This is a genomic window from Rothia endophytica (assembly GCF_928381505.1).
Taxonomy (GTDB): domain Bacteria; phylum Actinomycetota; class Actinomycetes; order Actinomycetales; family Micrococcaceae; genus Rothia; species Rothia endophytica_A.
Genome location: NZ_CAKMSJ010000001.1, coordinates 302,452 through 318,892, shown reverse-complemented (window position 1 = coordinate 318,892; position 16,441 = coordinate 302,452). Strand labels below are relative to the sequence as shown.

Below are 16,441 nucleotides of genomic sequence, written 5' to 3'. Positions count from 1 at the left end.
ACACTATGAGCACTCCCGCAGTCGCAGAACGCGACCCGCAGCTCAAAGGCCAGCTGAAGTACGTCATCATGGCAGCCTGCGCTTCTATGATTGGCTTCTGGGGCTGGACCATGATTGGCCCCCTGGCTAAGTATTACACCGAAACCTACGGTCTGACCGAAGGCCAGCGTTCCCTACTGATCGCTATGCCCGTTATCGTGGGCTCTATCGCCCGTATCCCCGTGGGTGCCCTGACTGACCGCTACGGCGGACGCATCATGTTCACCATCATGCTGGTCTTCACCGGCTCCATGGTGCTGGTGACCGGCCTGGTCGGTCAGATGGGTAACTTCAACCTGCTACTGATCGCTGCTTTCTTCCTGGGTATCGGCGGTTCGATTTTCGCTGTGGGTATTCCCTTCTCTGCCGCATGGTTTGAGTCCCATCGTAAGGGCCTTGCAACCGGTATCTTCGGTATGGGTATGGTCGGTACTGCTTGTGCTGCGTTCTTCAACCCCCGCATGCTCAACGCTTTTGGCTACTTCCCAACCCACGTCATCATGGCTTGTGTTGCCCTGACCTATGCCGTCATCGTCTGGATCTTTATCCGTGACTCACCGGTCATGAAGGCTCGCACTCCTGAACCCGTAGTACCCAAGATCATCAACGTTTCTAAGAAGCTCATCACCTGGCAGCTCTGCTTCATCTACGCCATCGGCTTCGGTGCTTTCGTTGCTTTCTCTAACTTCCTCTCCACCTACACCCAGAAAATCTACGACTTTGACCCGGTAGCTGGTGGTACCTTCGCGGCTATGTTCGCTGTTTGCGCTGTGATCGCGCGCCCCTTCGGCGGTGTGGCAGCAGATAAGTTCGGCGGTAAGAACACCACCATCCTGGTCTTCATCGCCATGGCTGTGCTCGGTTTCTTCGTGGCTCAGGCTCCCGCCTCAACCACCATAAACACCGTGCTCTTCATTGCACTGGCGCTCTGCGTAGGTTTCTCTACCGGCACCATGTACGGCTGGTTGGGTAAGGCCTGCCGCCCGCAGGACACCGGCACCATCTCCGGTCTGGTCTCCGCGGCTGGTGGTCTGGGAGGTTACTTCCCGCCGCTGATCATGGGCGCAGCCTTCACCGCTCACGGTAACTACTTCTGGGGCATCATGGCCTTCGTTGGAGCCTGTGTAGTTTCTGTACTGGTATCCCTCTGGATGAAGAGCGATCGCCAGAAGGCTACTGCCGCCTAAGCTGAGACTTCCCGGCTCGTTCCGGAAAGGACGGCGGGGTGTCACCTCCCTCTGCACAGCAGAGGAGTGGCGCCCCGTCGTCTTTTCTGTTTCACATTTGGTTGTGGTTTTGAGGTGGCTTAGCCAAAAGAGGATGAGCCCGCCTGGAGCAAAATCCTTTGAAGGCGCCCCATATGGTGCGGGACTGTAACATGTGGCACAATAAGGAGGGAAACAAATAGAGCCGTTATGCTAACGCGGGAGAGACCGGAAGAGTCGTGGTTGAGGGACCGCGCGCCGGCGCCGAAGGAGCAAACCCTCCCCGGGAAACTCTCAGGCAAATGTACCGCTTAGATATGGCAACTCTGGAGACGGCGCTAGTTCCGCGCCCACCGAAGGGGCAAAATCTGCTTTCCCACCCGCGCGTGATGGGTGGTGCGCAGACTAAAACTCTCAGGTTTTAACAGAGCGGGGAGGGCACCCACCTACCCAAGCAGGGTAGGCAGGCTTACCGAGAACGCTTTGGAGTGTCCCCATGTCATTCATCGACCGTCACCTTGGCCCCCGTGGGGGCGAGACCGAAACCATGCTCAGCACCCTGGGCTACGATTCATTGGCTCACCTCATCGACGAGGTGATTCCCTCCAACATTCGCTTGGACGGCGACCTAGATTTACCAGCTCCCCTGAGCGAGCTGGAAGCTCAGAAGAAAATTGCTGGCTATGCCGCTCAGAACCAGGTGAAGCACCAGATGATTGGTGCCGGCTACTATGACACCATCACCCCTGCGGTCATCCACCGCAATATCCTAGAGAACCCCGGTTGGTATACCTCCTACACTCCCTACCAGCCAGAAATTTCTCAGGGCCGCCTGGAGGCTCTGCTGAACTTCCAAAACACCGTCATGGAACTGACCGGTCTGCCGGTAGCCAATGCTTCCCTGCTCGATGAAGCAACTGCCACTGCTGAGGCTGCCGTGCTCATGCACCGGGCTAACCGCAAGGTCAAGAACGGTTTCTTCGCCATTGACTCCCGCGCTCTGCCCCAGACTCTCTCAGTAGTTCGAGGCCGTGCTGAAGCTCTTGATATTCCCTTTGAAGTCACCGACTTCAGCCAGGGGCTTCCTGAGGGTGACCTCTACGGCGTTATCATCGCAGCCCCCGGTCACGACGGTGAAGTGCGCGATATTGAACCTCTCATTAAGGAAGCCAAGGACCGCGGCGCTCTGGTGACCGTTGCCGCTGATCTGCTTTCTCTCACTCTTCTGACCAGCCCCGGTTCGCTGGGCGCCGATATCGCTGTGGGCTCTACCCAGCGTTTCGGTCTGCCTTTCTGGTACGGCGGCCCCCACGCTGCCTACATGGCAGTCACCAAGGGCATGGAACGCAACCTGCCCGGCCGTCTGGTGGGTGTCTCTAAAGACTCAGCTGGCAAGCCGGCTTACCGTCTGGCTCTACAGACCCGCGAGCAGCACATCCGCCGCGAAAAGGCGACCTCCAACATCTGTACCGCCCAGGCACTGCTTGCCATCGCAGCTGGCGCTTACGCGGTCTACCACGGCCCCGAAGGTCTGCGCGCCATCGCCAACCGCCTGCACGATAATGCAGCCCGTGTTGCGACTGCCCTGGTAGCTACCGGTCTCACCCTGGTCCACGAGAACTTCTTTGACACCGTTGCATTTGAGGCCCCCGGCCGCGCTGACGAACTGGTTGCCAAGGCACTAGAAGCAGGCGTGAACATCCGCAAGCTTTCCGCCGACCGCATCTGCCTTTCCATCGGTGAATCCCACTCCGAAGAGGTCCTAGACGCCCTAGTCACCGCTCTAGGCGGAACCCTGGGCGAGGCTGAGGGCTACGAACTGCCCAGCGAACTGCTGCGCACCGACGACTACATGAGCCACCCGGTCTTCCACCTCTACCGCTCAGAGACCTCCATGATGCGCTACCTGCGCTCGCTCTCCGACAAGGACCTAGCGCTAGACCGCACCATGATTCCCCTGGGCTCCTGCACCATGAAGCTCAACGCCGCAGCTGAAATGGAACCCATTTCCTGGCCCGAACTCGCCGGTATCCACCCCAATGTACCCGCTGATCAGGCTCAGGGCTGGAAGGCACTCATTGATGAGCTGTCTAACTGGCTGGTTGAAATCACCGGCTACGATGCTATCTCCCTGCAGCCCAACTCGGGTGCCTCCGGCGAATACGCCGGTTTGCGCGCCATCCGCGCCTACCACGAGGCCAACGGCGACACCCAGCGCACCGTCGTGCTGATTCCCAACTCAGCTCACGGCACCAACGCTGCCTCCGCTGCACTAGCCGGTCTGGGAGTTGCCGGCGTTGCTACCGCCTCCGACGGCTCCATCGACGTTGAGGATCTCAAGGCAAAGATCGAAAAGTACGGCGACACCATCGCCGGCATCATGATCACCTACCCCTCCACTCACGGTGTCTTCGAAGAGCAAGTCGTAGAGGTTTGCCAGCTGGTTCACGATGCCGGTGGACAGGTCTACGTTGACGGCGCTAACCTCAACGCCCAGATGGGTCTGGCACAGCCCGGCAAGTTCGGCGGCGATGTTTCCCACCTGAACCTGCACAAGACCTTCGCTATTCCCCACGGTGGTGGCGGCCCCGGCGTCGGCCCCGTAGCTGTCGGCGCCCACCTGGAGAAATACCTGCCCGGCAACGGCTTCGAAGCCGATGCAGACGGCAACCTGGCAGCACCCCTGCCCATCTCCCAGGCAATGTTCGGCTCAGCCGGCGTCCTGCCCATCTCCTGGATGTACATCGCCATGACCGGTGCAGAAGGCCTGCGCGACTCCTCCGAAATCGCCATCCTCTCTGCCAACTACATCGCCAAGAAGCTAGGGGGCCTCTACCCGGTACTCTACGCAGGTGAAACCGGCCTGGTAGCCCACGAATGCATCCTTGACCTGCGCCCGCTCACCGCAGCCTCCGGCATCACCGCCGAAGACGTCTGCAAGCGCCTCATGGACTACGGCTTCCACGCCCCCACCCTGGCCTTCCCCGTACCCGGCACCCTCATGGTCGAGCCCACCGAGTCAGAATCCCTGGCTGAGCTAGACCGCTTCATCGAAGCAATGGAACACATCCACGCCGAAATCCAGGAAGTCATCGACGGTAAGGTAGCCGCTGAAGAATCAGTTCTTCGCCAGGCACCCCACACCGCCGAGGTCGTCACCGCAGATGAATGGGACCGCCCCTACCCCCGTTCCCAGGCAGCCTACCCCGTGCCCGCCCTACGCCTGAACAAATACTTCACCAGCGTAGGCCGCATCGATGGCGCCGGCGGCGACCGCAACTTCGTCTGCGAATGCCCGCCCATGGAAGCCTTCGACCTAGAAGCCAACTAAGGCACCCAATGCTTGTGTGGGGCTTATTCATAAGTTAGGAAAACTTCGCTACCGGTGAGGGTATCGGCAAGCCAGACCCTCTCGCCCGGTTCGCTAGCGCTCACAATGGCGATTCACGCCAGACCCGAGCCAGCTTGCCGATACCCTCACCGTCAGCTCCCAAACCTGTGAACCGCCTCAAATATTCTTCAGACCCGAAAGGTTCAATCATGACTCCTAAGAAAACGGCCCTCTATAACGTCCACGCAGAACTCGGCGCTTCCTTCACCGACTTCGGCGGCTGGGACATGCCCCTGAAATACACCAACGACGTCGAAGAGCACAAGGCAGTGCGTAACGCCGCCGGCCTTTTCGACCTCTCCCACATGGGCGAATTCCGCGTCAAAGGTGCCGACGCCGGCGCCTACCTGGACTACGTCCTGCTCTCCAACATGTCCATCCTCAAAGTCGGTAAAGCAAAGTACTCACTGCTGCTCAACGAGGATGGCGGGGTCATCGACGACCTCATCACCTACCGCCTGGCAGACGACGAATTCCTCGTCGTCCCCAACGCCGCCAACGTCGATGTAGACTTCGAGGCTTTCCAAGCTCGTCTGGGCGACTTTGACGTCACCCTCACCAACGAAACCCCAGACACCTCACTGGTAGCAGCCCAGGGCCCGGCAGCAGAAGCCATCCTGCTGGATATGGCACCGGATTCCCCCGAAACCATCACCTCCATGGGCTACTACGCAGCAGCCCCCGTCCTCTTCGGTAACATCCAAACCCTGGTCGCCCGCACCGGCTACACCGGCGAAGACGGCTTCGAAATCTACGTCCCTAACCAGGACGCCGAGGCCCTCTGGAAGCTGGCAGCCACCCGCGGCGAAGCCCACGGCGCCATTCCCGCCGGCCTGGCAGCCCGCGACTCCCTGCGCCTAGAAGCCGGCATGCCCCTCTACGGCCACGAACTGGGCCTTGACATCGCGCCCGCTGAAGCAGGCATGGGCAAACTGGTAGAAATCGCCCTCACCAAGAAAACCGCAGACTTCGTAGGTAAAGAAGCAGTAGCAGCTCAGGCAGAGAAAGCCCCCGCCCGCAGCCTTATTGGTCTCAAAGCCCAGGGCAAGCGCCCCGCCCGTGCCGGTTCGAACATTATCGACGAAGCAGGCAACGTCATCGGAGAAATTACCTCCGGCATTCCCTCACCTACCCTGGGCTACCCCATCGCGCTCGCTCTGATCAACACCGAGCACGCACACCAGGGCACCACGGTGAACGTTGACATTCGTGGCAAGGCAGCCCCCTTCGATATCGTGCCTACCCCCTTCTACCGGCGCGAAAAATAAGCCCTAAACCCCACCTAAAGTGCGCCTATCAGCCCACCGATAGGCGCACTTTTCGCTACTCTTTCCCGTATCACACCAAAGGTTTCACCGTGGACATCGACTTCGTACCGGACTTCTCACCGACCGCCCACCAGGAGGCGGAAAACGCCCAAAGCCAAGCTGAGGCACTGAACTATGACATCAGCGTCTTTGACCTCTTCTCCATCGGTATCGGCCCCTCCAGCTCCCACACCGTGGGCCCCATGCGAGCCACCAACCGCTTCATCGCCGAACTCATCGACACCGGCGCCCTGAACCAGGTCACCGGCGTCCACATCGACCTCTACGGGTCCCTGGCCGCCACCGGCGCCGGGCACGGCACCATGAGCGCCGCCATCAAAGGCCTGGCAGGCTTCGTTCCAGAAACCATCAACATCGCTGATTCTGAGCTGTTCCTTGACCGCAACTCGGTAGACGGCACCCTGCCCCTAGCAGGCTACCCCTCAGAAGCTTTCGCTAACGGCGCCCCCGCCACCGACCTACCTCAGACCACCGGGCCCACCATCAACTACCGTGAAGCTGACATCACCCTACGTCCACTCACCGTGCTACCCCGTCACACCAACGGCATCAAGGTCACCGCCTACGCAGGGGAGAGCACCCTGCTAGAACGTACCTACTTCTCCATCGGCGGCGGCTTCATCATCGAAGAACACGAGGACGCCGCCGGGACAAGCGGCCTCACCAGCGCCCCCTACCCCTTTGGATCAGGCGCTGAACTGCTGGACATGGCAAACACCGCCGGGCTCTCCATCGCCGCCCTCAAGATGGAAAACGAAAAAACCGAACGCACCGAAGACGAAGTGCGCCAGGGCATCCTCGCCATCCGCCAGGTCATGAAAGAGTGCATCGGCTCCTCCCTAGAACGCGTGGGCTACCTTCCCGGCCCCCTCAAAGTCCGTTGCCGGGCCGGAGCCTGGCACCGCGACCTCCTCGCAGAAGACCCCCGCAAATCACCAGAATTCGCCATCGACTGGGTCAACCTCATAGCCCTAGCCGTCAACGAAGAAAACGCTTTTGGCGGGCGCATCGTCACCGCACCGACCAACGGCGCATCCGGCATCATCCCCGCCGTCCTGCACTACGCCCTCAACTACCTACCCGCCATCCGCCACCGCGGTCAACAGGTCATCGACGACGCCGTCGTGGACTTCTTCCTCGCCGCCTCCTCCATCGGAGCCCTCTACAAAAAACGCGCCTCCATCTCAGGCGCAGAAGTCGGCTGCCAAGGCGAAGTAGGCACCGCCTCATCCATGGCTGCTGCCGGGCTCGCCCAGGTGATGGGCGGCACCAATGAACAAATCGAAAACGCAGCAGAAATCGCCATGGAACACAACCTCGGCCTCACCTGCGACCCCGTCGGCGGCCTGGTACAGATCCCATGCATCGAACGCAACGCCATGGCAGCCTCCAACGCTGTTACCGCCGCCAAAATGGCACTGCGCGGCGATGGCCACCACCGCGTTTCTCTGGACCAAGTCATTGCGACGATGCGGCAAACCGGTGAGGATATGTCCCACCGCTACAAGGAAACCTCCATGGGCGGTCTGGCGGTCAACGTCGTCGAGTGCTAGGACGTTGGGAGGGGTAGGCAGGGCGCTCTCGCCGACTAACCTTCTTGAGCTCGCGCTGGGGCGCTCGCTCAATTCATGCCAGACCCAGCCAGTCGGCTTTGAGCGCCCTGCCTGCCCCACCTCATCCAGACCCCAGCCGTCTACCGTCAGGTGTTTAATCGAAGTTTGCAAAAAACGGCTTTATTCGATATAGACAAACTTGCACACTTGCTGTAATGTGAATATTTGCGCTTCCCTAATCTTCTGTGCCTTCATATAGCGGTGGGCTGGTTGTAACAGGATAAAACGTACGTTTCTAACCTCTTTCAGCAATCTAGTCTCACCGGCACGGCACAGGTGCCCGATAAGGGCTTTTTGTATTTAAGGGAAGATGAGGCGTACACCCTGGCGGGGGAGCGGGTACGAACAGACATGTCTGTGGAAGGATCCAATATCTTGGTCGCCTCGAGCACCTCACATACCGAAGCCGCTAACGGCGCAGATTCGCAGCGCCGAATCTCATTCGCAAAAATTGCGGAGCCCCTGCAGGTCCCAAACCTGCTCGCTCTGCAGCTGGACAGCTTTGACCGCCTTGTAGGCAACGAACGCTGGCAAGAGAAGGTAGCAGTCGCCGAAGAAACGGGTGACGCTTCCGTCCCCCGCGTTTCCGGTCTGGCTGAAATCTTTGAAGAAATCTCACCGATTGAGGATTTCCAGGGCACCATGTCCCTGTCATTCTCAGAACCTGAATTCGCTGACCCCAAGTACACCATGGAAGAGTGCAAGGATCGCGATGCGACCTACTCAGCTCCGCTGTACGTCAAGGCCGAATTCATGAACAACAACACCGGCGAAATCAAGCAGCAGACCGTGTTCATGGGCGATTTTCCGCTCATGACCGAGTCAGGCACCTTCGTCATCAACGGCTCAGAGCGCGTTGTTGTTTCCCAGCTGGTGCGTTCACCCGGTGCTTACTTTGAAAAGACCCAGGACCGCACCTCCGATAAGGACATCTACTCAGCCCGTATCATCCCCTCACGCGGTGCATGGTTCGAGCTTGAAATTGATAAGCGTGACCAGGTTGGCGTGCGTCTAGACCGCCGCCGCAAGCAGTCCGTCACCACCCTGCTGAAGGCTCTGGGCTGGAGCGAAGCTAAGATTCTTGCTGAATTTGGCGAGTTCGACTCCATTCGCGCCACCCTTGAGAAGGACACCGTTCACACCCGTGAAGAGGCCCTGCTTGATATCTACCGCAAGCTGCGTCCGGGCGAACCGCCCACGGTTGATGCTGCCCAGTCGCTGCTGGACAACATGTACTTCACCCCCCGCCGTTACGACTTGGCTAAGGTTGGTCGTTACAAGATCAACCGCAAGCTGGGTATCGACACCCCCGTGAACGATCCCTCAGCAGCAGTACTGTCTCAGGAAGACATCGCTGCGATGATCCGTTACCTGGTCACCCTGCACGCTGGTGGCAGCACCATCAAGGGCGTTCGCGACGGTGAAGAAGTTGAGCTGCGCGTTGACGTGGACGACATCGACCACTTCGGTAACCGCCGTATCCGCGCGGTAGGCGAACTGATCGAGAACCAGATCCGCACCGGCCTGTCCCGTATGGAACGCGTTGTGCGTGAGCGTATGACTACTCAGGACGTTGAGGCAATTACCCCTCAGACCCTGATTAACATCCGCCCGGTTGTTGCCTCCATGAAGGAGTTCTTCGGTACTTCGCAGCTCTCGCAGTTCATGGACCAGAACAACCCGCTTGCAGGTCTGACCCACAAGCGTCGTCTGTCTGCTCTGGGCCCCGGCGGTCTGTCCCGTGACCGTGCGGGTATGGAAGTCCGAGACGTCCACCCCTCCCACTACGGTCGCATGTGCCCCATCGAAACCCCTGAAGGCCCCAACATTGGTCTGATTGGCTCGCTGGCTACCTACGGTCGCATCAACACCTTCGGTTTCATCGAGACCCCCTACCGCATTGTGCGCCAGGGCAAGGTCACCGATGAGGTTAAGTACCTCACCGCTGATGACGAGAAGGGCAACACCATCGCTCAGGCGAACGCTCCACTGAACTCCGATATGACCTTCGCTGAAGAGCAGGTTCTCTGCCGTGCCGGCGACGGCTCAGGCGAAGCGGTTCTGGTTGATGCAGCCCACATCGAATACATGGACGTTTCACCGCGTCAGATGGTTTCTGTGGCAACCGCACTGATTCCCTACCTGGAACACGATGACGCTAACCGCGCGCTCATGGGCGCCAACATGCAGCGTCAGGCTGTGCCCCTGCTGGAGTCTGAAGCTCCCGTAGTTGGTACCGGTATGGAACGCTACGCAGCTATTGACTCCGGTGACTCCGTCCTAGCTAAGAAGCCCGGCGTTGTCTCTGAGGTTTCCGCTGACCTGGTTGTTGTTCGTAACGATGACGGCTCCACCAGCTCTTACCCCATCCTGAAGTTCCAGCGTTCAAACCCCGGTAACTGCTACAACCACCGCGTGGTTGTTAAGGTAGGCGACCGTGTTGAGACCCGCGGCCTGATCGCTGACGGCCCCTCAACTGATAAGGGTGAACTGGCGCTCGGTAAGAACCTGCTCGTGGCTTACATGTCATGGGAAGGCTTCAACTTTGAGGACGGTATCATCCTGTCCCAGCGCATGATTTCTGATGACGTGCTCACCTCAATTCACATTGAAGAGCACGAAATCGATGCCCGCGACACCAAGCTGGGTGCTGAAGAGATTACCCGCGACATCCCCAACGTCTCTGAGGAAGTACTGTCAGCTCTTGACGAGCGCGGCATCATTCACATTGGTGCTGAGGTTGAAGCTGGCGACATCCTGGTTGGTAAGGTCACCCCCAAGGGTGAGACCGAGCTGACCCCCGAAGAGCGCCTGCTGCGCGCTATCTTCGGTGAGAAGTCACGCGAAGTCCGCGATACCTCCCTGAAGGTCCCTCACGGTGAGTCAGGTACCGTTATCGGCGTCCGCATCTTTGACCGCGACACCGACGAAGACGATCTGCCCAGCGGTGTTAACCAGCTGGTACGCGTCTACGTTGCTCAGAAGCGCAAGATCACTGTTGGCGATAAGCTGGCAGGCCGCCACGGTAACAAGGGTGTTATTACCAAGATCCTTCCCGTTGAAGATATGCCCTTCATGGAAGACGGCACCCCCGTTGATATCATCCTTAACCCCCTCGGCGTCCCCGGCCGTATGAACATCGGTCAGGTACTCGAAGTTCACACCGGCTGGCTCGCTAAGCAGGGTTGGAAGATTGACGGCAACCCCGCCTGGATCGACAAGCTGCATAACTTCCCCAAAGAAACCGGCCCCACCACCGTGGCAACCCCGGTCTTCGACGGCGCGGGCGAAGCTGAACTCTTCGAACTGCTCGATCACGCTAACCCCAACCGCGACGGCGATCGTCTGATCGACCGTTCCGGTAAGGCACGCCTGCTCGATGGCCGTTCCGGTGAGCCCTTCCCCGAGCCCGTTTCCGTGGGTTACCAGTACATCTTGAAGCTGCACCACCTGGTGGACGACAAGATTCACGCACGCTCCACCGGCCCCTACTCCATGATTACCCAGCAGCCCCTGGGTGGTAAGGCTCAGTTCGGCGGCCAGCGCTTTGGTGAGATGGAAGTGTGGGCTCTGGAAGCCTACGGTGCTGCTTACACCCTGCAGGAAATCCTGACCGTGAAGTCCGATGACGTTCACGGCCGTGTGAAGGTCTACGAGGCGATCGTTAAGGGCGAGAACATCCCCGAACCTGGCGTCCCCGAGTCCTTCAAGGTCCTGATCAAGGAAATGCAGTCACTCTGCCTGAACGTTGAGGTTCTCTCAACCGATGGTAAGACCATCGAAATGCGCGATGTAGAAGATGAAGGCTTCCGGGCAGCAGGTGAGCTGGGTATTGACCTGTCTCACGCGGAACCCAACTCCGTAGAAGAGGTCTAAACCTTTACAGGTTTACCCTCATCGTTGCCCGAAACTAAGACTTCACAACACTAGGAAAGAGATAAGGACCAAATGTCCAACGAATCTTCACTTGGTTTGATGCGAATTGGCCTTGCGACCTCAGCAGATATTCTGAGCTGGTCGTACGGCGAGGTTAAGAAGCCCGAAACCATCAACTACCGAACCCTCAAGCCGGAGAAAGAAGGCCTCTTTGATGAGCGCATCTTCGGCCCCACCCGCGACTGGGAATGCTACTGCGGTAAGTACAAGCGTGTACGCTTCAAGGGCATTATCTGTGAACGCTGTGGTGTTGAGGTAACCCGCGCCAAGGTGCGCCGTGAGCGCATGGGCCACATTGAGCTTGCTGCTCCCGTGACCCACATCTGGTACTTCAAGGGCGTGCCCTCACGCCTGGGCTACCTGCTGGATCTGGCTCCGAAGGATCTTGAGAAGATCATTTACTTCGCCGCCTACATGATCACCGCTGTGGACGAGGATGCTCGCCACGAGGATCTGCCCAACCTTCAGGCCGCGCACGACCGCGACAAGAAGGTCCTGCAGGATCAGCTGGATGCCGACATCAACCTCATTGCTCGCGAGACCGAAGAGGAACTCGCTCGTGTTGAGGCTGAAGGCGGCAAGGCTGCCGAGAAGCGCAAGCTCCGTGATGGTGCTGAGCGTCAGATGGCGTCCGTTCGCAAGAACGCAGAACGCGAAATTGAGCAGCTAGAGCGCGTCTGGGATCGTTTCAAGAACCTTAAGGTCGCTGACCTTGAAGGTGATGAGGCGCTCTACCGTGGCATGGTCGATAAGTACGGTATGTACTTTGAAGGCTCCATGGGTGCTGAGGCTATCAAGAAGCGTCTTGAGACCTTCGATATGGAGGCTGAAGCTGAGGCACTGAAGGACACCATTCAGACCGGTAAGGGCCAGCGTAAGACCCGCGCCCTGAAGCGTCTGAAGGTTGTTAACGCCTTCTTGACCACCGATAACTCACCGCTGGGTATGGTCCTGGATCATGTCCCCGTGATTCCGCCGGAACTGCGCCCCATGGTGCAGCTGGACGGTGGCCGCTTTGCGACCTCTGACCTCAACGACCTCTACCGTCGTGTGATCAACCGTAACAACCGCCTGAAGCGTCTGCTGGAACTCGGTGCCCCCGAGATCATCGTGAACAACGAAAAGCGTATGCTGCAGGAAGCTGTTGACTCGCTGTTTGACAACGGCCGTCGCGGTCGCCCTGTCACTGGCCCCGGTAACCGTCCCCTCAAGTCCCTTTCAGACATGCTGAAGGGTAAGCAGGGTCGTTTCCGCCAGAACCTTCTGGGTAAGCGCGTTGACTACTCGGGTCGTTCCGTTATCGTTGGTGGCCCCACCCTGGAAATGCACCAGTGTGGTCTGCCCAAGCAGATGGCTCTAGAGCTCTTCAAGCCCTTCGTGATGAAGCGTCTGGTTGACCTCAACCACGCTCAGAACATCAAGAGCGCTAAGCGCATGGTGGAGCGTTTCCGCCCCCAGGTGTGGGACGTTCTCGAAGAGATCATCACCGAGCACCCCGTGCTGCTGAACCGCGCACCTACCCTGCACCGTCTGGGTATCCAGGCCTTCGAACCCCAGCTGGTTGAAGGTAAGGCTATTCAGCTGCACCCGCTCGTATGTTCAGCGTTCAACGCTGACTTCGACGGCGACCAGATGGCAGTTCACCTGCCGCTGTCACCCGAAGCGCAGGCTGAAGCTCGCATTCTGATGCTGTCCTCCAACAACATCCTGAAGCCCTCAGACGGCCGCCCCGTTGCGGTACCTGACCAGGATATGATCATCGGTCTCTTCCACCTCACCACCGCGCGTGAAGGTGAAAAGAACGAAGGTCGCCTGTTCTCGTCCTACGCTGAAGCGATTATGGCGATGGATCGCCACGAGATTGAGCTCTACACCAAGGTCAAGATTGTTCTTGATGACTTCGTACCCTACGAGGGCTTTGAGGCTCCTGAAGGTTACGAGGCAGGTCAGCCCGTTCTCGTTGAAACCACCGTAGGCCAGGTTATTTTCAACCAGGCCCTGCCCGCCGATTACCCCTGGTACACCGGTGTTGCAGACAAGAAGTCACTGGGTGCACTGATCAACGATCTTGCTGAGAAGTACCCCATGCACGTGGTTGCCCGTTCACTGGATAACCTGAAGAACACCGGCTTCTACTACGCTTCACGTTCAGGTGTGACCGTTGCTGTCTCTGACATTGCAGCGCCCCCCACCAAGCCCGCCATTATGGAAGGCTACGAGAAGCAGGCAGCTGACATCGAATCCCAGTTCGAGATGGGTCTGATTGACGATGTTGAGCGTCGTACCGAGCTCATCGACATCTGGACTAAGGCAACTGATGAGGTTGCTGAGGCGATGAAGGAAAACCTGGCGGACAAGAACACCACCATTAACCGCATGGTCACCTCTGGTGCACGTGGTAACTGGATGCAGGTTCGTCAGATTGCCGGTATCCGTGGTCTGGTGTCCAACACCAAGGGTGAAATTATGCCCCGCCCGATTAAGTCTTCCTACCGTGAAGGCCTGTCGGTTCTGGAGTACTTCATCGCAACCCACGGTGCACGTAAGGGTCTGGCCGATACCGCGCTGCGTACCGCTAACTCGGGTTACCTAACCCGCCGTCTGGTGGACGTTTCTCAGGACGTCATCGTTCGCGAAGACGACTGTGGTACCCGCCGCGGTCTGACCCTGCCTCTTACCCAGGTGGACGAGCACACCGGTGCGGTTTCCCTGCACGAGAACGTTGAGTCTTCTATCCATGGCCGCGCTTTGGCTGTTGATGTGAAGTCTGAGGACGGCACCGTCCTGGCTGCAGCTGGCGCTGACGTGTCAGATATCGTCATTGATGATCTCTACAAGGCTGGCGTTCAGGAAGTCAAGGTCCGCTCGGTCCTGACCTGTGAATCAGCTGTTGGTGTTTGTGCACTCTGCTACGGCCGTTCCATGGCATCTGGCAACCTGGTCGATATTGGTGAGGCTGTCGGTATTATCGCTGCTCAGTCCATCGGTGAACCCGGTACCCAGCTGACTATGCGTACCTTCCACACCGGTGGTGTCGCATCAGCGGACGATATTACCCAGGGTCTGCCCCGTATTCAGGAACTCTTCGAAGCACGTACCCCCAAGGGTGTTGCTCCGATTTCAGAGGTCACCGGTCGCGTGTCGATTGAGGACACCGAGAAGTCCCTGAAGGTCGTCATTACTCCGGATAACGGCGATGAGCCCATCGCTTATCCCGTTCTGCGTCGTGCCCGCCTTAACGTTACTGAAGGCGATCACATCGAGGTCGGCGAGCAGCTCGTTGCCGGTGCTGTTGACCCCAAGGAGGTGCTGCGTATTCGTGGCCCCCGTGAGGCTCAGAAGCACCTGGTTGATGAGGTTCAGGGCGTCTACCGTTCACAGGGTGTAGGCATTCACGATAAGCACGTTGAGGTTATCGTCCGCCAGATGCTGCGCCGTATCACCGTGATTGATTCCGGCGATACCGCACTGCTGCCCGGTGAATTGGTTGAGAACATTGCCTTCCAGAGCGCTAACCGCGCTGCTCTGGCCGAGGGCAAGCGTCCTGCTGCAGGCCGCCCCGAGATGATGGGTATCACCAAGGCGTCACTGGCAACCGAGTCCTGGCTGTCAGCTGCTTCCTTCCAGGAAACCACCCGAGTTCTGACTCAGGCGGCTATGGAAGGTAAGTCTGACCCGCTGGTTGGTCTCAAGGAAAACGTCATCATCGGTAAGCTGATCCCCGCCGGTACCGGCCTCGCTCGTTACAACGATATCGAGGTTGAACCCACCGACGAGGCTCGCGAGGCGATGTTTGCGCAGACCGCGACCCCCTACAACGATTTCAGCTACGCCGAAACCAACGAGGGTGCTATTAGCCCCGAGTTCCAGGCGATTCCGCTGGATGACTACGAGTTCGGTAAGTAAACCGTTCTTGAGCCGTTAGGCTAAGCCAAAGGGCGCTTCCCCACTAACCGTGGGGAAGCGCCCTTTGCTGTACCCGAAACTAAGAGGGAGCTAATTGCCGGTTTCTTGTAGGAAGAAACGGCGGATTTCTGTAATATCGGGGCGCTGGCCGGTGATGAGTGTGAAGGCATCTGCCGCTTGGCCTACCGCCATGAGGCCGCCGGGTAGGGTGCGCGCTCCAAGCGCGCGGGCTGCGGTGATCAGAGGAGTGTCCTGGGGCAGGTAGATAACGTCAGCGACCCACAGGTCAGCGCGTAGCAGTGAGAGGTCAAGGGGAGCGCCGGGGTGGTGGTGCATTCCGATGGGGGTGGCGTTGACCAGGCCGCGGCAGGACGCCAGCGCGGAAGGCAGCTGCTCTGGCGCTAAGGCCACCACTTTTTGGGTCGGGAAGAGATCTTGCAGCTGGCGGGCCCGAGCATGGGCTTGTTGATCGGAAACATCGTAGAGGAAGAGCGTTTTGACTCCGCGGCTCAGCAGGGCGTAAGCGGTGGCGGAGCCAGCGCCACCGGCACCCAGCTGTAGCACCGTATCTAGGTCCGCAGATGTTAGTTCTAGCCCGTTATCTAAGGCGAAAGAAAAGCCTGTGTAGTCGGTGTTGTAGCCTATTGTTGCGCCGTCCTCAATCACTACCGTATTGACCGCGCCGAGTTTTAGCGCATGTTCAGACACCTGATCGAGGTGTTGCATAATGAGCTGCTTGCAGGGGTAGGTGATGTTGAAAGCGTTATAGCCCAGCGCCAACCCGTAGCTCAAAAGAGTGCCGCAGTCATCGGCGGTGAAGGCACGTTGATGGGGGCCCAGGGCATCAATATCCAAAGGGCGGTAAAGGTAACGGATCCCTAATTGGTCAGCCGCAATCTCGTGCATCGGGGGAGTGAGAGAGGCATTGATGCCGCTACCCAGTAGACCAACTAAAAATGATTCATCAATCCTGCTCACAGCGTCCTTCTTTCCAGCCCGATAACTGCCCTGATTCCCAGGCTA

7 protein-coding genes and 2 riboswitches are annotated in these 16,441 nt (G+C 58.7%); of the genes, 6 read left to right on the top strand and 1 reads right to left on the bottom strand.

Features of this window, described 5'->3' with window-relative positions; translation table 11 throughout:
• The first annotated feature begins 5 nt into the window (after positions 1-5).
• The 6 genes from L6990_RS01425 to L6990_RS01400 all read left to right on the top strand — a co-directional run bounded on the left by L6990_RS01425 (position 6) and on the right by L6990_RS01400 (position 15,418).
• Entirely contained in the window at positions 6-1,226 is a 1,221-nt protein-coding gene (locus L6990_RS01425; protein ID WP_237202288.1) for an MFS transporter, read from the top strand.
• Positions 1,227-1,452: 226 nt separating this feature from the next.
• A riboswitch (glycine riboswitch) is annotated at positions 1,453-1,564 on the top strand.
• A gap of 1 nt (position 1,565) precedes the next feature.
• Positions 1,566-1,682: riboswitch (glycine riboswitch) on the top strand.
• A 58-nt stretch (positions 1,683-1,740) separates the two neighbouring features.
• Positions 1,741-4,575: an aminomethyl-transferring glycine dehydrogenase gene (gene gcvP, locus L6990_RS01420; protein WP_237202287.1), complete on the top strand. Its 2,835-nt coding sequence runs from the start codon at positions 1,741-1,743 to the stop codon at positions 4,573-4,575.
• Positions 4,576-4,784: 209 nt separating this feature from the next.
• Positions 4,785-5,903 (top strand): glycine cleavage system aminomethyltransferase GcvT, encoded by a 1,119-nt coding sequence (gcvT, locus tag L6990_RS01415; RefSeq protein WP_237202286.1) that lies wholly within the window; start codon positions 4,785-4,787, stop codon positions 5,901-5,903.
• Positions 5,904-6,070: 167 nt separating this feature from the next.
• Positions 6,071-7,516, top strand: a complete 1,446-nt coding sequence (locus L6990_RS01410) for an L-serine ammonia-lyase (protein ID WP_272879255.1) — start codon at positions 6,071-6,073, stop codon at positions 7,514-7,516.
• A 435-nt stretch (positions 7,517-7,951) separates the two neighbouring features.
• A complete protein-coding gene (rpoB, locus tag L6990_RS01405) occupies positions 7,952-11,452 on the top strand; it encodes a DNA-directed RNA polymerase subunit beta (RefSeq protein WP_237202426.1) in 3,501 nt (1,166 codons plus the stop codon).
• Positions 11,453-11,524: 72 nt separating this feature from the next.
• Positions 11,525-15,418 carry a DNA-directed RNA polymerase subunit beta' gene (locus tag L6990_RS01400; RefSeq protein ID WP_237202285.1) on the top strand — a complete coding sequence of 1,298 codons (3,894 nt, stop codon included), beginning with the start codon at positions 11,525-11,527 and terminating at the stop codon, positions 15,416-15,418.
• A 90-nt stretch (positions 15,419-15,508) separates the two neighbouring features.
• Here L6990_RS01400 and L6990_RS01395 read toward each other — a convergent pair whose 3' ends face one another.
• Positions 15,509-16,396, bottom strand: a complete 888-nt coding sequence (locus L6990_RS01395; RefSeq protein ID WP_237202284.1) for a shikimate dehydrogenase — start codon at positions 16,394-16,396, stop codon at positions 15,509-15,511.
• Positions 16,397-16,441 lie beyond the last annotated feature (45 nt).